Origin of the sequence: Methylacidiphilum infernorum V4 (assembly GCF_000019665.1) — a bacterium.
In the GTDB taxonomy this organism is placed as follows: Bacteria; Verrucomicrobiota; Verrucomicrobiia; order Methylacidiphilales; family Methylacidiphilaceae; genus Methylacidiphilum; species Methylacidiphilum infernorum.
In genome coordinates this window covers 426,363-445,269 of the sequence record NC_010794.1, presented here as the reverse complement: position 1 = coordinate 445,269, position 18,907 = coordinate 426,363, and the positions used below count along the sequence as shown (strand labels likewise).

Sequence of the window (18,907 nt, the reverse complement as noted above, 5' to 3'; positions counted from 1 at the left end):
GGCCCGTTTTTTGTAAATGAGCCAGGAACTCTATTTCGATTACTCTTTCAGATTCATAGAAAGAAGAAACTCCACGTTATTTTTTGTTTTCTTCAATCTTTCGAGTAGAAGTTCCATGGCTTCGATGGGGGGAACCGAGGACAACGCCCGACGAAGTACATGAATGCGTATCAGCTCGTCGGGATGATAGAGAAGCTCTTCTCGGCGGGTCCCGGATTTGGGAATATTAATGGCCGGATAAATTCTCTTATCCACAAGCGCCCGGTCAAGGTGCAATTCCATGTTCCCCGTCCCCTTGAACTCTTCAAAGATCACGTCATCCATTTTTGAGCCCGTATCGATCAACGCCGTGGCAATTATGGTTACACTGCCCCCTTCTTCAAGATTCCTGGCCGTTGCAAAAAACCTTCTCGGCTTCTGCAGGGCATTGGCATCGACACCGCCGGTCAAGATCTTGCCGCTATGCGGTTGGAGCGTATTGTAAGCCCGGGCCAGCCTCGTCAAAGAATCCAATAAAATGACCACGTCAATCTTGTTTTCGGCCATTCTCTTTGCTCTCTCTATGACCATTTCGGCAACTTGGACATGCCTTTCTGGAGTTTCATCAAAGGTCGAACTGATCACCTCTCCTCTCACCGATCTTTCCATGTCGGTCACTTCTTCGGGTCTCTCGTCAACGAGAAGTATGATCAGGTGAGCATCAGGATGATTTTCGGTAATCGCATTGGCAATTTTTTGGATTAAAACGGTTTTACCCGTTCTTGGAGGGGCAACAATCAATCCCCTCTGCCCAAATCCAATGGGAGTGACCAGATCCATTACCCGCATGGAAAGATCCCCGGACTTCCCCTCAAGAAAAATCCGGCGGTTAGGAAAGATAGGGGTTAAGTTATCGAAAATGATCCTCCCCCGAATTTTTTCAGGTTCCTCGTTCTCTATTTTTTCAACTTGGAGAAGGGAAAAATACCTTTCCTTTTCTTTAGGCGGACGGATAGGACCGGATACCAAATTGCCTTTTTTGAGCCCAAATTTTCTTATTAAGGCGGGAGAAACGTAAACATCTTCCTGGCATGGAAAATAGTTATAGGCCTCGGACCTTAAAAAACCATAACCTTCGGGCAATATCTCGAGAACCCCTCCTCCATAAATCGCCCCGTTTCTCTGGGCATTCCTGCGCAAAATTTCAAAGATCACTTCATGTTTTCTCATCAATCCAGGATTCTCAATCTGGTACTCGGCGGCTTTAACCTGGAGATCGGAGAAAGACAACTGTTGAAGCTTGCTTAAGTCCAAGACGGGTCCCATTGCCAAGGGTTCATCTACACCATTATTTTTTGATTGCAGTTCCCCCTCTTGGACAGATTTTCTCATTTCCATATTTTCTTCTTTTTGTTCAGGTTCAGGATATTCACGACTATTCTTTACCCCTTCATTTTCGGATTTCATTGAAGAGGGCAAATTATTTTCAGAATCAGAAGCTTCTTGCGATTTCATCGCAACTCCCTCTAAATGATTTTTTTTTGATGATCTCATTTTCAAATTATTGTAATTACACTAAAAAGAACAACTTAAAGGTTCATCTCCTTGATGGTTAATTTTGGTATTCGATTCCCTCAACTCTCCAAATCCAGCCCTTTTTCCAACCTAAAAATTATGAGCCCGTTTCAAATGACCTAAGCCTGGCTAAAAAAACACGGCCCTGTTCATAGAGCAGTTGAATTGATCCATCATTCCAAAACGCAAAATCGCTTAATTCCATCTTTCTCTCTAAAGGCCACTGGCTTTCAATTCTCATTTTAATTTCTTGCGGAATCAGCCCCCTATCTAACAGTCTTTTGTATTGCACAGGGGGAGAACAGCCGATACACAGAATTTTATCAAAATCTTTTTCGAGTTTTTCTTCGAATAAAAGAGGAATAACAACTACTATACGTGTTCTTGGATTCTTTTCCTTTGTTTCAGAAACTTTTCTCTTCCACTGTCGGCGTATCGAAGGATGAGTTATTTTATTTAATTTATCCAACAATTCAGGGTTCTGAAAAACAAGCTGACCTAATAATTTACGATTTATAGTGCTATCTTTATTTAAGATTTCTTTTCCAAACTCGTCAACCACTTTTTTCCAATTTTCTTTTCCCGGTTGAAGAAGCTCTTGGCTAATCAGATCGGTGTCTATGACCTCAAATCCCTCTGTCATAAAAAAGCCCGACAAAGTGGTTTTCCCACAGCCTATTCCTCCTGTTAGGCCAAAAACATTCATACGCTAAAATTGGAAATCTATTTTACGATTATTGATTTTTATTCAACTATAAAATTAACAGCTCCTTGGAATAAAGTATCGTTGATCCGGCAAAAAACTGTTGTGAGAAAGTTTAATTTTGTTTTTAAAAGGAATAAGGGATTCTTTTCATGAACATTGCACAAGCTTACTTGTACTGCAAAAAGATCGCATCCCATTATGAAAATTTCCCCGTTGGCTTGCTGGTTGGCAAAGAGCTCGCCCCCCATGTCCATGCCATATATGCCTTTGCTCGGGTTGCGGATGATTTTGCCGATGAAGGTTATTTTTTAAAAGAAAATGAAAGAGAAAATGAACAAAAAAGAAAGGAAAGACTCGACAAGCTTGACCGGTGGCAATCTTATCTTTTTGATCCCTCCCGTAGCGATGAAAATCCCCTCTTTGTTGCCCTTCACGATACTATTCAAAAATTTGATCTTCCTTTAAAACTTTTTACAGATCTCCTCGATGCCTTTCGACAGGATGTTTTAAAAAACAGGTATGAGAATTTTGAAGAAGTATTAGACTACTGTAAAAAAAGCGCCAATCCCATTGGAAGATTAGTCCTCCACCTTCATCGCCAAACCTCTGATTTCCAGTTTTCCTGTTCGGATTGTATATGTACCGCTCTCCAACTGGCTAACTTTTGGCAAGACATCTCTATAGACCTGAAAAAAAATAGAATTTATCTGCCAAGACAGGAAATGGAACAGTTTAAAGTTTCCGAAACCGATCTTTTCAAAAGAAAATTCAGTCCTAGTTTTAGAGATCTTCTTTCTTTCCAAGTACAAAGAACCGCCGATCTTTTCGAAAAAGGCAAAGCTTTGATCGGTACCCTATCTTTCCCCTTAAAGCTTGAAATCGCATTAACCTGGCATGGAGGCAAAAGAATACTCGAAAAAATAGTAAAAGGGGGATATAACACTCTAGAGTCCAGGCCAAAAATCAACTACAAGGATGCTCCCCTTCTCTTTAGCCGGGCTCTAAGGACCTGTCTTTCTCAAAAAAAAAGAAACCAACAGGATAGACCCCTTTTCCTGAAAGCTTGATCTTGTTTTGTTTTAAAGCGCCAAGGGGAGTCTCGAATGATTTCTAAAAACAACCAATTCCTTAACCCCCAGCTTGCGAAGAAGGTCGATAACCTGGGGAAAACCCTTGGCCACCTCTGCCCAGGAATGCGCATCCGAACCAATGGAAAAAGGAATTTTTAATTCAACCGCCTTAAAAAGAATCTCTTCCGAAGGATACTGCTCTTTTACCGGTTTTCTCAAGCCTGCCGCATTGATCTCTAAACAGAGATCTTTTTCTTTTATTTTTTCTAAAACGGGCAAGAAATAATCGAGAATTTTCCCTTTTGGCTTATAATTAAATATCTTAACGAGATCCAAATGGGCGAGGGAATCAATAAAACCTTCATCAATCAACCGGCACAAGTTAGCGGTGTAATCCCGATAAATCTCTTCAATCGGTCTTTTTAAAAACCCTTCTTCATAGCCGGCCCTATCGAAAGGCCAATCCCCGATAAAATGGACGGAACCGAGAACAAAATCGAGGTTTTCCCAGTTTTCCCTTACCCAGACTAATCCAGACCGCCCCGTCAGAGGATCGTTATCTCTTTCAATGCCTATACCGATATTTAAATTTGGATATTTTTGCTTCCACTCTCGAAAAAGGCTAAAATTTACTCCTTCTCTATACCGGTCATGATCCGTAAAACAGAAATAGACAATTCCCTTTTGCATGCAAGATTCAGCCCAAGGATCAAGCAGTGCATGCGTGTAAGGTTGGAGTTTATGTCCTTGGGGATGCATATGAAAATCAGCAATTAATTTCATAAAAATTTCAATTAGCCGTTAACAAAGCCAGGAGTTGATCCCAAGACATGTTCAAGGGATGAAGCTGATCACCGGCCGAAATCTTATGCCTGTCAAACCATCCTTCGTTGACTTCCAATGCAAATCTGACTGCTGAAGAACGACTCGGGACCGGAGTTAAATCAAAGGGTTTCATTGAATAAATTTCCAGGATCCTGCCTTCCTTGTTCATAAAAGCGATAGATAAAGGTATACGGGTATTTTTCATCCAGAAAACAGCTTTTTGTTCATAAGGCAAAACAAAAAGCATCCCGTTTTCTTCCGGCAACCTTTCTCTATACATTAAACCTCGCCTCAGGTCCTCGTTTTTCCATACCACTTCAGCCGTGAGATGTTGAGTAGGCAGTTTCCCTACAAGAATTACCGTATCGACTTTTCCTTCACCCTTGATTTTCAAGGGAGGAAAGAAAAGAATGGAGATCATCCACAAAATACAACTATCTGCCCATCCTCTTTTCTTTTTTCCCATGCGCATATCAAAAACATCCTTACTTTTTTTAAAAGAGAAGCTTAAACCAAAAATATAAAGAAATGATTAAAATCCTTACTTTTATACTGACCGTGTCAAGACAAAGTTCGAGATACCAACAATTCCTGGAAAAATTATTTTTCTACCACAATCAAGGTTATCAGATATATATCTTTTGCCTCGATGAAGGGGTCAAGGAAATTGAATCCTTGGCGACCCTTGCAGAGGGCGTGCATGTCCTTGGCTGTGCTTACGCCAATCAAGCCAGAAGCCTGCCCGTCATCGAAAAAGCCACGTACGGAGGTCTTGGACTTCTGGCTGATTTGATTTTCGGCAGCGATTTGATTATGGCTTTTTAATCAGGGACAAAAACGAAGATTTTTGTCCAACGCCTGGGAGTAAAATCTTTCAACCGCGGTCCAGTTCACAACATTCCAGAAGGCTTTAAGCCACTCTCCTCGACGAAATTGATATTTCAAGTAATAAGCATGTTCCCACACATCGCATCCAAAAAAGGGCTGAAGTCCTTCGGACAGGGGATTATCTTGATTAGGGGTAGAAACAACCTCAAGTTTCCCTTCTTTGTTCACAACCAACCAAACCCAACCACTCCCGAAACGAGCAAGACCTGCAGCTTCAAACTTTTCTTGAAAAGATTCAAAACTCCCAAATTGAGATAGGATGTCCTCGTAGAGTTTACCCGTAGGTTTTCCGCCGGCGGCAGGGGCCATGATCTGCCAAAAAAAAGAATGGTTGACGTGTCCCCCACCGTTATTTCTTACGGCAGTTCTGATAGACTCGGGAATGGCAGGGAGAGAAATGAGCAACTCCTCTGGAGTTTTTTGCTGAAGATCGGGATAATTAGCCAAGGCTTTATTTAAATTTTGGACATAGGCTTTATGATGTCCGTTATAATGACAATCCATTGTTGCCGTATTGATGTAAGGTTCCAAAGCATCAAAAGAATAAGGTAATGGGGGAATTTGATATGCCATTATCAACCTCCTTTTTAAATTGAAGAATTTTCCCCAATTTTTTATAAGTAAAAAACCACATGGGGACCGAGTTTTTAACTATTAAAAAAAGCAGAGCCTTCGACAAGAATAAAATGGAAATTCTTTTTTTTTATTTTTTTGCTATTGTAAAAGTGAACACGGTTAACTGTTTTCGTTCTTGATCTCAAAATTGGCAATATGTTTACTGATCGCAACTCTCTCCTTTTCGAACTCTTCAGCATTACCTGTTTTGGACTGGCCTTTTTGCTTATTCTCAGTCTTTCTTCTTTCCATTATACCGATGTTCCCTTCAATCAATGGCCGCCTAAAGCAGTAACTTCAAACGCTGTGGGGCCTCTAGGAGCTTATACCGCTTATTTTCTTTTTACTTTCTTTGGTTTTGGTGCCTATGGCGTCCCCGTTCTTTTAATTACTGCAGGAATAGCCGTAGGTCTTCACGCTAGAATATGTTGGTGGGGGAAACTCCTTTTGAGTGTTTTTTTCCTTGTATCCTTGGCCGCTCTTTTGGAATTGCCACCCTCTCTCAATCTACTCGCCAAGCATAATCAAGAAGTTTTTACTCCTGGAGGAATCATCGGTGATATCCTGAATCGCTATTTATTTGTTCGCTTTTTAGGGCAAACAGGCAGTTTCTTTTTACTTATAACCTTATTGATTCTTTTTTTTGTTCTTATATATGAAACCGAGCCCATCAGGAGTCTCATCAGGCTGGCTCTCTATATTAAAAATAAATGGGAAGCCCATCACGAAGAAAAGCTCTTGCAACAAAAAGGACTCCTGGGAAAGCTCGAAATCGCCCAAAAGAAATTGACAAAAGAAGAAAAAGAAATTCAGAAAGTTTTAAAAAAACAGGCTGTCAGTTCTTTGCGATCGGAAGATCTTTTGCACAAAAAAACGGGATCTCTTGGGGCTTTTGCCCTTAAAAACTTAAAAGAACCCGGTTATGACCTTTCCCCTGGAACCAAGCCTTCCCTTCTTGAAAAATTAAACTTGCTCAATTATGGAAAAAAAGAAAAGGAAAGCAAAAAACCGTTACCCGAACCCCCTGTTGCAAACTCCAAGAGCCCTTCTCTCGATGGAATTTCCGGGGCTTTAACCACTTCTCCGCCGAAAGAAAAAGAATCGGTTTCTATCCAGTCTCTAGCTAATACTTTCCATGGGGAACCGAAGCCCGATAAACCCTCCTCTATTGCCGGTTCCGGCGGATACACCCCGCCTGCTCTTCATCTTCTTCAAAAAAATCCGTTTCTTGACAAGGTTATTGTTCCAGAAGCCGATTTGCGCAACCAGGCTAAACTCCTTATAGATACTTTGTCCAGTTTTGGTATAGAAGTCAGTCCCGGTTCAATCACCTATGGTCCCACGATTACCCGGTTTGAACTGTATCCGGCGCCGGGCGTTAGAGTTGATAGGATCAAAAACCTGCAAAGAGACATAGCTCGAGCCATGCGTGCCGAAAGAGTAAACATTTTGGCTCCCATTCCCGGGAAAGACAGCGTCGGAGTAGAACTCCCCAATGCCAAGAAAATTCCCGTCTTTCTTAGAGACATACTAGAACATTCTCCATGGAATAGTTCCAAGGCTAAGATTCCCTTGGCATTAGGTAAAGATGTCTATGGGGAGCCTCTTATTGCCGACCTTTTTGAAATGCCCCATCTGCTCATCGCCGGTGCAACAGGTTCCGGGAAATCGGTCTGTATTAATGCGATACTCTTGAGCTTGCTTTACAACTTTGGCCCCGATCAATTAAAGATGATCTTGGTTGATCCTAAGCAAGTTGAACTCCAAGCTTATAATGGAATTGCCCACCTGATCGTCCCGGTGATCGTAGATCCTAAAAAAGTGATCAATGGGTTGAAATGGGTGGTCCAAGAAATGGAAAGACGTTACAGTTTGCTTGCAGAATCGGGTAGCCGCAACATCATAGCGTACAATTCGAAGTTAGAACTTCAGAATTCTTCTTCGAACCAGGGAGCAAACAGGGAAACTAAAGACAAACTCCCATGGATTGTAGTCGTTATCGATGAGCTTGCCGATTTGATGCAAACTACTCCTGCAGAAGTTGAAGTCGCCATCGCCAGGCTTTCTGCAAAAGCCAGGGCTGCGGGAATACATTTGATCGTTGCCACCCAAACCCCGCGTAGAGAAGTCATTACCGGAGTCATCAAGGCCAATATTCCTTCCCGAATTGCTTTTCAGGTTGCCAGTTCTCTTGATTCCCGTGTCATTCTAGACGAAAACGGTGCAGAAAATCTCGTCGGTAAAGGGGATTTTCTTTTTCTTCCCCCTGCTACCTCCAAGCTAATACGCGGTCAGGGGGCTTATGTATCCGAAGAAGAGGTTTGTAAAGTCGTCGAATATATTAAAGAAGCGTATCCCGCTTCTATTATGCCCCAGGTGCAAGAGGCTATAGAAAATGAAGACCAACAATTAAAGATTTCCGAAAGCGATCGAGAGCTGGTCCAAAAATGCCTTGAAATCATTTGGCAAGAAAAAAGAGCGAGCACATCTCTTCTTCAAAGAAGACTGAGATTGGGATATAACAGGGCCGCTTGGGTAATGGATCTTCTTGAAGAAAAAGGTATTGTAGGACCAGAGAATGGAGCGAAACCACGAGAAATCCTGGTCGATCTCAATGGACCTATTCCCCATATTTAATGAGGAGGAGAAAAATTATGGAACAGGGAATGAAACAAACGATAGGCCAAAGGCTTCAGGCAGCACGGGAAGCCCAAGGCCTATCTTTGCAAACCGTATCAAAAATAACCAAAATTCTTCCCGAACAGCTTGCTGCATTAGAACAAGATCAATACGAAAAAATTCCCGCCTCAACCCAGGTGAGGGGTTTTGTAAGAATTTATGCCCGGACCCTGGGGATGGATGAAAAACCGCTCTTGGATGAACTGGATAACATTTTCGGTTTTAGAGAAGAAGACAACCACCTGTTAATCACCCTCCCCGTAAAATATGTTGACCCAACGGTAGAAAAAGAGCCTTTTTTTACTCCACAAAAGATAGCCTTTTTCTTTGCCTTTCTCCTTTTTGTTCTCATGTGTTCCATCGGCTTATATAGGATATACCAAGTCACTTCTTTCCGCCACGGCCCCGGGAAAATGGCTTCTCATGAAGAACAGATAAGAAAAAGTCCCGAGCTTAAACCTTCGATTTTGGAGCCTCTGACCAAAGAACAGCCAACAGAAGGAAGCCAAGGGAACCTTTTTCAAGTTGAAAATATACCCGTCAAAAGGGCAACACCCCTCCACCCCATAAAGCCAGAAGAAAAACCTCAAGAACAGTCCCTCTCTTCTTCCCCTTCTTCTTCTCCTCCTCCTTCATCCGCTAACGCAGAGGCTTCAAATACGGAAAACGTCAAGATCATGAGGGCGTTGCCCGTAACCCCAGAACCCGTTCCTAATCTCGAAGATCATCCCAGGACAAAGGACGGGGAAATTGAATCCGATGCCGATTCAGCAGATGAAAACAACACGGATGAACCGGCTGTTTCTTTTGCAGAAAAAAACTACAAGCTTGTCGTACAGGCCAGGAAAGATTCCTGGATTTTTATTCAAGTCATAGAGGGAGGTAAGGCCAAGCAGGTATTTTCTGGAGTTCTCCATGGAGGGGAACATAAAGAATTTATCGGTCCCCGATTCCAAATCCGCGCTTCCAATGTTTCGCAAGTGGAATTCATTTTAGATGGCAAAAGCATTTCTGTAGCTTCAGCGGGGGAATCGCCACAGGATATTATTTTGCCGGCAACTCCATGAGGTATAAACTTTTGTTAACATTTTGGCCCTCCGTTTTAATCGTTTAAGAATAAGATAGGTGTTTTTATGGAAACTTCTCTTTCAGGCATTCGCGTAGGCATGATTTCCTTGGGGTGCTCTAAAAATCTCGTTGATTCTGAAATCATGCTTGGGAAACTGCTCGAAGCGGGTGCGGTTTTAACCGCCTCCCCTCACCAGGCTGACATCCTGTTAATCAATACTTGTGGTTTTATACTCCCTGCAAAAAAGGAATCTATCGATACCATTCTTGCCGCCATCCACAGGAGAACAACGACCTCTAAAAAGCAAAAAATAGTGGTGAGCGGTTGCCTCTATCAACGTTACGGCAAGGAGCTTTCGGCTTTACTTCCTGAAGTCGACCTATTTCTAGGCCTTGATGACATTCCCAAGATCGATCTCTACGTAAAACAGCTAATTGATACCCCTCCCTCTTCCAAAGAGATGCCTGCATTGAATTTTTCTCCAAGGTTTATTCCTGATTTTGAGCATCCAAGACTCAAACTCACTCCTTCCCACTTTGGCTACTTAAAGATCGCCGAAGGATGCAATCATCCTTGCACCTTTTGCATTATTCCCAGGATAAGGGGCAGGTATCGAAGCCGCACCATACAGAATGTGGTCGCCGAAGCAGAAGCGATGATACGACGGGGAACAAAAGAAATCATCCTTGTTTCTCAAGATACTACCTTCTACGGCCGTGATCTCTCCAACGGGCAATCTTCCTTGCTCGTAGACCTATTGGATAGCTTGGAAACCCTGGAAGGAGATTTCTGGATCCGGCTCCTTTATACCCATCCCGCCCATTGGAATGCATCCTTGATTGAGAAATTCAGCACTTCAAAAAAAATCGCCAAGTATATCGATATTCCCATCCAACATATTTCCAATCCTGTTCTTGAGAGAATGCAGAGAAAAACTGAAGAATCCTACATTAGAGAGCTTCTTGCGGAAATGAGAACAAAAATTAAAAACGCGGCTATCCGAACGACGCTCATCGTGGGATTCCCTGGAGAATCGGAAGAAGATTTTCAGAAACTCTGTTCATTTGTAAGTTCATTCAAGTTTGACAGGCTTGGTGTATTCCCTTACTCTGCTGAAGAAGGAACAAAAGCTGAAAAAATGAACGGCCAAGTTCCTGAAATCGTTAAAAAGAGACGGGCAAAAAAAATCATGGAACTCCAAAAAGAGATAGCGAAGGAAAAAAACAAGGAGCTGGTGGGAAAAACTCTAAAAGTTCTCGTGGATTATCCCGGTGTAGCCCGAACCGAATGGGACTGCCCGGATGTCGATGCTCTTGTTCATGTTCCCTATCATCTTCCCCCCGGTCATTTCACAGAAGTTAAAATTGTAGATTTCAAAGAATACGATTTGATCGCCCGATAAAGGCCAGGAACGGTGAAAAAAAAGCAGAAAACTGCAATCGAAGCGTCCTCTCCGGCTCACGGTCCGGCAAGCTTGGATGAAAAGGAAAGAATAGCAAAGATCCTGGCCATCCTTGAAAAAACTTACCCCAATTCAAAGCCCGCCCTTTTTTTCAGGAATCCCTTGGAATTACTCATCGCTACCATTCTCTCTGCACGATGTACCGACGAGCAGGTAAACTTGGTTACCGCGAAGCTGTTTGAAAAATATAAAACTGCGGAGGATTATGCTTCGGCTTCCATAGAAGAACTAGAACGCATGATTCATAGTCTTGGCTTTTATAAAACAAAAGCCAGGAATATAAAGAATACCTGCAGGCTGATTGCTACAAAATTTAACGGGCAGGTTCCTCCCCAAATGGATAAACTGGTCGAATTACCCGGAGTGGGGCGTAAAACAGCCAATGTCGTTTTAGGAAATGCCTATGGCATAAACGAAGGAATCGTCGTAGATACCCATGTCAGCCGAGTGGCTTATAGGCTTGGATTGACTAAAGAAAAACAACCCGAAAAAATAGAGCTTGATTTGATGCGATGCATTCCTCAAGAATCATGGACAACATTTAGCAACCTGCTGATCTGGCATGGAAGAAAAAGGTGTAAAGCTAGAAATCCCGACTGCCTCCACTGTGAACTCAACCTCCTTTGCCCCAAGATAGGAGTCAACAATTAATTTCTTTTCGATTAGATTTGACCAAAAAATTCTGTCGTCTATTTTTTTCATCTATCATGCGGATCGGATTATTGTTTTGCGGACAAGGAGCACAAAAGATAGGGATGGGTAAAGATTTTTTCGAACATTACCCTTTAGCCAAGGATCTTTACTTGGAAGCGGATAAACATCTCCATTCACCCTTAAGCCAATTATCTTTTCATGGTCCACAAGATGAGTTAGCTCAAACTCTAAACTGCCAGCCTTCCCTCTTCGTATTTGGATACACGGTGTTTAGGATTTTACACCAAGAAATAAAAGGAATAGATATCTTGGGGATGGGAGGATTGTCCCTTGGTGAACTCACCGCTTATGCGGCGGCCGGCAGCTTTGATTTCTTTACCGGACTTGAACTTGTCAAGCAAAGAGCCCGACTCATTCACGAAGCTTCGGAAAAGAATCCCGGTAAAATGGTCGCCTTAATCGGTTCTTCGAGAAAACAAGCTGAATCCATTGCTGCCCGGTCGAGTTGCGAGGTGGCTAATTACAACTCCCCCGATCAACAGGTTCTGAGCGGTTCAGCCGCCTCCATTACAAAGGCCGTTAAACTTGCCCATGCAGAAGGCATTAAAAAGGTAATCCCCCTTGAAGTTTCCGGTCCCTTCCACAGTTCCTTTATGGAAGAGCCGTCAAGGAGCTTTTATGATCTTCTCAAGGAAGTAGACCTTAAAATGCCCTCTGTGCCCGTTGTGACTAATCTCAGGGCATCGCCAGCTCGAGATGTTGATGAAATCCGTTATACTTTGAGCAAACAGATTTGCAAGGCTGTCCTTTGGGAAGAGAGTTTGCATTTTATGCTTGATTGGGGCATAGAACTGTTTATTGAAGTTTCTCCAAGGAAAATTTTTGGAAATTTTTTAAAAAAAATAGCTCCTCATATTCGTTGTTTAACACTATCGAATGTAGAATCTATCAATGCATTAAAAAATGAGCTTTAAAGATAAAGTCGCTTTAATTACCGGGGCCAGCCGGGGAATTGGGAGAGCCATAGCCATGGAACTGGCCATGCTGGGCACATCCATTGCTTTCATAAGCAAAAATCCTGCAAAGGTAGAGGAAACAGAACGAACATTAAAAGGTTTAGGGATCCGGGCCAAGGGTTATGCCCTTGACATTTCCGAAATTTCCCAGTTGAAAAAAACTATTGATGAAGTCTTGAAAGAATTTGGACAAATAGATTTCTTGGTTAATAATGCGGGCAAGACTGAAGATAGATTACTCTTGCGTATGAGTGAAGCGGACTGGGATAGCGTGTTAAATACCAACTTGAAGGCTTCCTTTTTCTTGATTAAATGGGTTGGAAAGCATTTTCTTTCTAGAGGATTTGGAAGAATCTTAAACATCAGTTCTATTTCAGCTTTGATAGGCATTCCTGGACAAGCCAATTATTCCGCATCGAAGGCAGGACTCATCGGCTTGACTCGAACAGTAGCAAAGGAACTTGGCCCCAAGGGCATAACCTGCAACGCTCTTTGTCCAGGTTTTATAGAGACCGATATGACTCATAATATTCCTCTCGAAAGAAAAGAAAAGATTCTTAAAGAAATTCCTTTAGGAAGATTTGGGAAAGCCGAAGAAGTAGCCAAGCTCGCTGTTTTTTTATTAGGCCCAGGAGGGGACTATATAACGGGACAAATTTTTGTCATCGATGGAGGGTTGCTAGCCTGATTTTACTGATAAATTTTGAAAAAAAAATTTTTACATTGCTAAGAAGAATATCTCATAAATTGGAGGAAAATCTTCATATTGGAGGAAAATATGGCAGAAAAAAAATCGATCGAAGAAAGAGTAAAAAACATTATTGTTGAGCAGTTAGGGGTAAATCCTGAACAGGTTACTCCAAAAGCACGGTTTATTGAGGATTTAGGCGCTGATTCTCTCGATACCGTAGAACTCGTCATGGCTTTTGAAGAAGAATTTAACGTCGAGGTCCCGGACGAAGAAGCAGAAAAGTTGCAAACCGTTGGGGATGTGATTCGATATATTGAAGAAAACCTCGAAGAAGAAAGTTAAGGGATTGGGCATAAGCCAACAAAGCGGTCGATGAGTTTATGAGCAAAAGGCGAGTGGTCATCAGTGGGATGGGGTTAGTGAGTCCCAACGGGAATAATGTCCAGCAATTTTGGAACAGTCTCGTCAACGGGGAAAGTGGGATTGGAGAAATTACCGCTTTTGATACACGTGACTTCGACTGCAAGTTTGGAGGGGAGGTTCGAAATTTCAATCCGGCGAAATACTTCAAAAATCCCAAGGATGCCCGCAGGGCAGACCGCTTTGTTCAATTCGCCATGGCTGCCAGTAAAGAGGCTATTGAAAGCAGCGGTTTAGATTTCGATAGAGAAGATAGCTCTAGGCTGGGGGTAATTGTCAGTTCAGGAATCGGCGGTTTAAAGACCTTGGAGGATCAACATACCATTCTTCTGACCAAAGGGCCCTCTCGGTGCAGCCCTCTCATGATTCCCATGATGATTTCCAACATGGCATCTGGGATGATCGCCATTGAGTATAATTTAAAAGGGCCTAATTTTGCGATCGTCACCGCTTGCGCTTCTGCAGCCCATTCTATTGGTGAAGCCTACCGCATGATTCAAGATGGGGATGCCGACGTCATCATCGCCGGCGGCTCTGAAGCATCCATTGTTCCTTTAGGACTTGCCGGATTTTCCAACATGAAAGCTTTAAGTCTCAGGAATAATGATCCTCAAAGAGCTTCTCGCCCTTTTGACAAGAATCGTGACGGTTTTGTCTTGAGTGAAGGGGCCGGGATCGTTGTCCTGGAAGAGCTGGAGCATGCTAAAAAGAGAAATGGACCAATCCATGCGGAAATAATCGGATATGGCCTTTCGGCCGATGCTCATCATATTACCGCTCCGGATCCTTCCGGAGAAGGTGCAACCCGCGCAATGGTCATGGCCATAAAAAAAGCCCAAATTAATCCCGAAGAAATTAACTATATTAATGCCCACGCCACGAGCACTATTCCAGGAGATGTATGCGAAACCATGGCCATTAAGCAAGCGCTGGGTAAACATGCCTATCGCATACCGATAAGTTCAACAAAGTCGATGACCGGTCATCTTTTGGGGGCGGCGGGGGCGGTGGAACTGATAGCCTGTATAAAAACCATAGAAGAAGGAATCATTCCTCCAACGATCAACTTGGAAGAACCCGATCCGCAGTGTGATCTCGATTATGTTCCTAATGTAGCTCGTGAACAAAAAGTCAAGATAGCCATGAACAATTCCTTTGGTTTTGGAGGGCATAATGCCTGTATAATTATAAAAAGATTTGAATGATCAGAAAATATAGCTATATTGTCTAACCCATAATGAAAAAGGATATTCATCCCAATTATCAAGAAACAACAATCAGTTGTGCTTGTGGTGCCGTTTATACGACAAAATCAACAAAGCCATCCATTCGAATTGGCATATGCGCTTCCTGCCATCCTTTGTTTACGGGACAGCAAAAATTCGTCGATACGGCGGGTAGGGTCGAGAAATTTGCTCGACGCTTCGGTAAGATTTCTTTCATCGGAGAATCGTCCAATAAAAAGAAGAAGACAAAGTAAATTCTTCTTTTAGTTCTTTTCTTTTTGTCTCTTCCTCGATTGATTTTCTTTCCAACTTAGATTCATGCAATTAGACCGGTATATTGAGAAAATCCAAAAGAAGTTCGACAAGCTTCAAACCGAACTTTCTAAAGAAGAGCTTTATACCGATCCGTCCAAAACCATCGAAATAGCCAAAGAGCATACCCGGCTCAAGGAAACCCTTGATCTCTATGGGGAATTGAAACAAATCGAGAATGCCAAGTCCTCCGTAGAAAGCTTAGCAAAGGAGACAGTGGACCCCGAGATCCAAGAGCTCGCCCAGCAAGAAATAACCAGGCTCAGCAATAAAATACAAGAACTGACCATGGCCATTCTAGGGTCACTTTTCCCTCCCGAAGAAAACAAAAGTTCAAAAAACGTAATCATCGAAATACGGGCAGGGACTGGGGGAGAAGAAGCCGCTCTTTTTGCGGCGGATTTATATAGGATGTATAGTAAGTATGCCGAAAAAAAGGGATGGAAACAGGAATTGCTTCATTTCAATCCGAGTGAGCTGGGAGGATTAAAAGAAGTGATCTTTACCGTTCAAGGCAAGGAGGCTTTCAGAAAAATGAAATTTGAAAGTGGGGTTCATAGGGTACAAAGGGTTCCAGCCACGGAATCCCAAGGAAGAATCCATACTTCGACGGCAACGGTGGCCGTTCTCCTGGAGACAGAAGAAGTGGAACTGGATATTAAAGCCGAAGACTTAAGGATAGAAGTATGCCGGGCCAGTGGACCAGGCGGTCAAGGAGTCAATACTACCGATTCCGCCGTTCAGGTTTTCCATATCCCCTCTGGAATCATGGTAAGATGTCAAGATGAAAGATCACAAATAAAAAACAAAGAAAAGGCCCTCAAAATCCTTAAGGCGAGGCTCCTTGCCAGGAAACAGGAAGAAGAAGCTCAAAAACGGGCTCAAGAAAGAAAGAGCATGATCGGGAGTGGAGAACGAACGGAAAAAATTAGGACCTACAACTTTCCCCAGGGACGGGTTACCGATCATAGAATACCGATTACTCTCTATAACTTGCAGTCTTTTATGGATGGGGACATCGATCCCATCGTCGATCAGCTTATGCAGAAGGAAATGGAATTGCGGATAGCACGCGAGCTTGCCGAGGAAGATTGCCAGCTCAAGCCGGTGAAAGATGGTGGAAAGCCGCTTATTGTTTAAAAAAGCTTTAAAATACCTGCAAGAGAAAAATATTGAATCTCCCAGGAGCTCTTGTGAACTGATCTTTTCAGCGACCCTCAATGTGGACAGGCTTTCTTTATATATCCTGCCTTCCCTTTTGATCGAGGCAGAGGTTGCCGATCTCCTATGGAAAAGGATTGAAAGAAGGGCTACAGGAGAGCCTCTCGATTATATCCTTGGCTTTAGCCCCTTTTATGGGGGAAAAATCCTGGTCAGCCCGGCAGTCCTTATTCCCAGGCCGGAAACGGAATACGTCGTTGAAGCGGCTATAAATTTACTTTCTAGAATCCCAGGTCCAATTCTCGATGTAGGGACTGGAAGTGGAGCCATAGTCGTTACGCTGGCAAAATTGTTTCCCGATCGGTCCTTTTATGGATCTGACATCAGTGAGGAAGCCCTTGAAGTGGCGAGGAAAAACGGGAAAGATTTAGCCAATCTTTACTTTTATAAGGATGATTTGTTAAACGATCCTCCTTTAGATTTTTTTGAACTCATTGTGGCTAATCTTCCTTACATCCCCTCTGAAACTCTCCCTCGACTCTCTGCTGAAATACAATTTGAACCGGCTATAGCTTTGGACGGCGGGAAAGAAGGATTAGAGCTCATTAAAAAATTCATAGGACAGGCAAAGAACCGATGTCGTTACTGCATCCTTGAAATTGGAGACGGGCAGTTTTCAAAAGTGAGTCAATTTTTGCATGAACAGGGCTTTTCGATCATCGAAGTAAAAAAAGATCTTTCCCAAATGGAGAGAGTTATAGTAGGAAGAAACTGTGGAAAAATTCATTATTAAAGGGGGCAATCCTTTAGAAGGAAAGATTACCATTAGCGGCTCAAAAAATTCAGCCTTGCCTATCCTGGCTGCAACCTTGTTGACGCCCGAAGAATGCGTAATTCATCGCGTTCCCAATCTCAGCGACATTCGCTACATGCTTGAAATTCTCAAGTTTCTTGGAGCTCAAGTTCATTATGAAAAAGGGACGGTAAGGATAAAAAGCAAGATTGTTCACTCAACCGCCCCTTATGACTTGGTTCGGAAAATGAGGGCTTCCATCTGCATTCTTGGTCCGCTGATCGCTCGTTGCGGGCAAGCCAGGGTCTCTTTACCCGGAGGATGTGTGATCGGAGACAGGCCCATTGATCTGCATATCACCGGGCTTCAAAAGCTTGGCGCCGACATAGAAATTATCAAGGGAGATGTCGTGGCCCATGGGGGGATTCTCCGGGGAACTTCGATCAATTTGAAAGGCAAATATGGTTCGACCGTTCTTGGAACGGATAATGTCATGATGGCGGCCTGCCAGGCAGAAGGCACGACAATAATTGAAGGAGCTGCTTGCGAACCCGAGGTAGAAGATTTAGCTCATTTTCTCTCTTCAATGGGGGCTAAAATCAGCGGAATGGGCACCCAACAATTAATTATCGAAGGGGTAAAAGAACTTCATGGTTGTGAATATACGATTATTACCGATAGAATAGAGGCGGGAACATTTGCCGTTGCGGCGGCGATGACAAAGGGCAATTTATTGCTTGAACATGCCCCTGTTGAGCACATGGGAAGCGTGCTCGAAAAGCTTAAAGACTGCGGAGCAAGCATCGAAATAGAAAGCCAGGGCATAAGGGTGTCCCGATCCGGTCCCCTGAGGGCTTTTGAAATTGTAACAGCGGCTTACCCGGGTTTCCCAACCGACATGCAGGCTCAATTTTGTGCCATGGCCACTGTCGCCGAAGGAACAAGCAAAATCGTCGAAAATATATTTCCTAACAGATTCATGCATATCAGTGAACTGAAGCGGTTGGGAGCAATGATCGAGCTTTCACAAAACCAAGCCCTCATACACGGAACAGAACGGTTAAGTGGGGCCCCCGTTATGGCCTCTGATCTTAGAGCTTCTGCGGCACTCGTCCTTGCAGGCCTGGTAGCTGAAAACACCACAGAAGTTCATCGCGTCTATCATATAGACAGGGGATACGAAAAAATTGATGAAAAATTGTCCTCTGTAGGAGCCAACATTACCAGGGTTTATTCAAAAATATGAAAAGAGTTCTTTATCCGGGAACCTTCGACCCAATTACTCTGGGACATGTAGATGTCATTTCTAAGGCGGCACGCCTCTTTGACGAAGTCGTCGTCGGGGTAGCCGCTCAAACCCCAAAAGAAACCTTGTTTGAGCTGGAAGAAAGAATGGAGCTGGTAGAAAGAACATTAAAACACTTCTCCTTTTCTAATGCCATCGCCCTTCCCTATACCGGCCTTACGGTTGATTTTGCAAAGGAGCTGAACTGCTGCGCTATTATTCGAGGTTTACGCGCCGTATCGGACTTCGAGACTGAATTTCAGCTCGCCTTAATGAACAGGAGACTGAAACCTGAAATCGAGACGCTTTTTCTCATGCCCGAAGACAACCATATTTACCTGAGTTCCTCTCTGGTCAAAGAAATAAGTCGATTGGGAGGAGAAATATCCGCCTTCGTTCCTACAGTGGTCATGGAGGCCCTAAAGCAAAAAATCGGCAAAAGAAATTCTAATCCCGTTGCCATTTCCAGGCCGCGATAACA

The 18,907-nt window shown here is 43.2% G+C and carries 20 protein-coding genes; 15 read left to right on the top strand and 5 right to left on the bottom strand.

Going from position 1 to position 18,907, the window contains the following annotated elements:
* Positions 1–39: 39 nt before the first annotated feature.
* Positions 40–1,494 carry a transcription termination factor Rho gene (rho, locus tag MINF_RS02005; protein ID WP_148205088.1) on the bottom strand — a complete coding sequence of 485 codons (1,455 nt, stop codon included), beginning with the start codon at positions 1,492–1,494 and terminating at the stop codon, positions 40–42.
* A gap of 157 nt (positions 1,495–1,651) precedes the next feature.
* Positions 1,652–2,260, bottom strand: coding sequence for a dephospho-CoA kinase (gene coaE / locus MINF_RS02000; protein ID WP_012462785.1), 609 nt, complete (start codon positions 2,258–2,260; stop codon positions 1,652–1,654).
* 149 nt (positions 2,261–2,409) lie between these two features.
* Here coaE and hpnC point away from each other — a divergent pair, with 149 nt between their 5' ends.
* Positions 2,410–3,327: a squalene synthase HpnC gene (hpnC, locus tag MINF_RS01995; protein ID WP_012462784.1), complete on the top strand. Its 918-nt coding sequence runs from the start codon at positions 2,410–2,412 to the stop codon at positions 3,325–3,327.
* Positions 3,328–3,339: 12 nt separating this feature from the next.
* On the opposite strand, the gene MINF_RS01990 is transcribed toward hpnC, so the two are convergent.
* Together MINF_RS01990 and MINF_RS01985 are read right to left on the bottom strand one after the other, a co-directional pair.
* Entirely contained in the window at positions 3,340–4,113 is a 774-nt protein-coding gene (locus MINF_RS01990) for a histidinol-phosphatase HisJ family protein (RefSeq protein ID WP_012462783.1), read from the bottom strand.
* 7 nt (positions 4,114–4,120) lie between these two features.
* On the bottom strand, positions 4,121–4,627 hold the full coding sequence (locus tag MINF_RS01985; RefSeq protein ID WP_012462782.1) for a DUF192 domain-containing protein: 507 nt from the start codon (positions 4,625–4,627) through the stop codon (positions 4,121–4,123).
* Positions 4,628–4,683: 56 nt separating this feature from the next.
* Between MINF_RS01985 and MINF_RS01980 the strand changes: the two genes are divergently transcribed.
* On the top strand, positions 4,684–4,980 hold the full coding sequence (locus tag MINF_RS01980) for a hypothetical protein (protein WP_012462781.1): 297 nt from the start codon (positions 4,684–4,686) through the stop codon (positions 4,978–4,980).
* Here MINF_RS01980 and MINF_RS01975 read toward each other — a convergent pair whose 3' ends face one another.
* Positions 4,981–5,616 (bottom strand): superoxide dismutase, encoded by a 636-nt coding sequence (locus MINF_RS01975; protein WP_048810051.1) that lies wholly within the window; start codon positions 5,614–5,616, stop codon positions 4,981–4,983.
* Positions 5,617–5,814: 198 nt separating this feature from the next.
* Here MINF_RS01975 and MINF_RS01970 point away from each other — a divergent pair, with 198 nt between their 5' ends.
* The 13 genes from MINF_RS01970 to coaD all read left to right on the top strand — a co-directional run bounded on the left by MINF_RS01970 (position 5,815) and on the right by coaD (position 18,905).
* Positions 5,815–8,295, top strand: coding sequence for a DNA translocase FtsK (locus MINF_RS01970; protein ID WP_012462777.1), 2,481 nt, complete (start codon positions 5,815–5,817; stop codon positions 8,293–8,295).
* A gap of 17 nt (positions 8,296–8,312) precedes the next feature.
* Positions 8,313–9,404: a helix-turn-helix domain-containing protein gene (locus MINF_RS01965; protein WP_187146959.1), complete on the top strand. Its 1,092-nt coding sequence runs from the start codon at positions 8,313–8,315 to the stop codon at positions 9,402–9,404.
* Between the two features lie 66 nt (positions 9,405–9,470).
* Positions 9,471–10,808 (top strand): 30S ribosomal protein S12 methylthiotransferase RimO, encoded by a 1,338-nt coding sequence (gene rimO / locus MINF_RS01960; protein WP_012462775.1) that lies wholly within the window; start codon positions 9,471–9,473, stop codon positions 10,806–10,808.
* Between the two features lie 12 nt (positions 10,809–10,820).
* On the top strand, positions 10,821–11,519 hold the full coding sequence (gene nth, locus MINF_RS01955; protein ID WP_012462774.1) for an endonuclease III: 699 nt from the start codon (positions 10,821–10,823) through the stop codon (positions 11,517–11,519).
* 56 nt (positions 11,520–11,575) lie between these two features.
* Positions 11,576–12,496: an ACP S-malonyltransferase gene (locus tag MINF_RS01950; RefSeq protein WP_148205087.1), complete on the top strand. Its 921-nt coding sequence runs from the start codon at positions 11,576–11,578 to the stop codon at positions 12,494–12,496.
* Complete coding sequence (locus MINF_RS01945; RefSeq protein WP_012462772.1) at positions 12,486–13,226, top strand: 3-oxoacyl-ACP reductase family protein; 741 nt, start codon at positions 12,486–12,488, stop codon at positions 13,224–13,226. The genes MINF_RS01950 and MINF_RS01945 overlap by 11 nt, the downstream gene beginning before the upstream one ends.
* Before the next feature lie 90 nt (positions 13,227–13,316).
* A complete protein-coding gene (locus tag MINF_RS01940; protein ID WP_048810425.1) occupies positions 13,317–13,571 on the top strand; it encodes an acyl carrier protein in 255 nt (84 codons plus the stop codon).
* Positions 13,572–13,609: 38 nt separating this feature from the next.
* Entirely contained in the window at positions 13,610–14,854 is a 1,245-nt protein-coding gene (gene fabF / locus MINF_RS01935; protein ID WP_012462770.1) for a beta-ketoacyl-ACP synthase II, read from the top strand.
* 32 nt (positions 14,855–14,886) lie between these two features.
* Positions 14,887–15,129, top strand: a complete 243-nt coding sequence (gene rpmE / locus MINF_RS01930; protein WP_012462769.1) for a 50S ribosomal protein L31 — start codon at positions 14,887–14,889, stop codon at positions 15,127–15,129.
* Positions 15,130–15,193: 64 nt separating this feature from the next.
* A complete protein-coding gene (gene prfA / locus MINF_RS01925) occupies positions 15,194–16,327 on the top strand; it encodes a peptide chain release factor 1 (RefSeq protein WP_012462768.1) in 1,134 nt (377 codons plus the stop codon).
* Positions 16,302–17,141, top strand: a complete 840-nt coding sequence (prmC, locus tag MINF_RS01920) for a peptide chain release factor N(5)-glutamine methyltransferase (RefSeq protein WP_012462767.1) — start codon at positions 16,302–16,304, stop codon at positions 17,139–17,141. The genes prfA and prmC overlap by 26 nt, the downstream gene beginning before the upstream one ends.
* Positions 17,122–18,387, top strand: a complete 1,266-nt coding sequence (murA, locus tag MINF_RS01915; protein ID WP_012462766.1) for a UDP-N-acetylglucosamine 1-carboxyvinyltransferase — start codon at positions 17,122–17,124, stop codon at positions 18,385–18,387. Before prmC ends, murA begins: the two co-directional genes overlap by 20 nt.
* Positions 18,384–18,905, top strand: coding sequence for a pantetheine-phosphate adenylyltransferase (gene coaD, locus MINF_RS01910; protein WP_012462765.1), 522 nt, complete (start codon positions 18,384–18,386; stop codon positions 18,903–18,905). Before murA ends, coaD begins: the two co-directional genes overlap by 4 nt.
* Positions 18,906–18,907 lie beyond the last annotated feature (2 nt).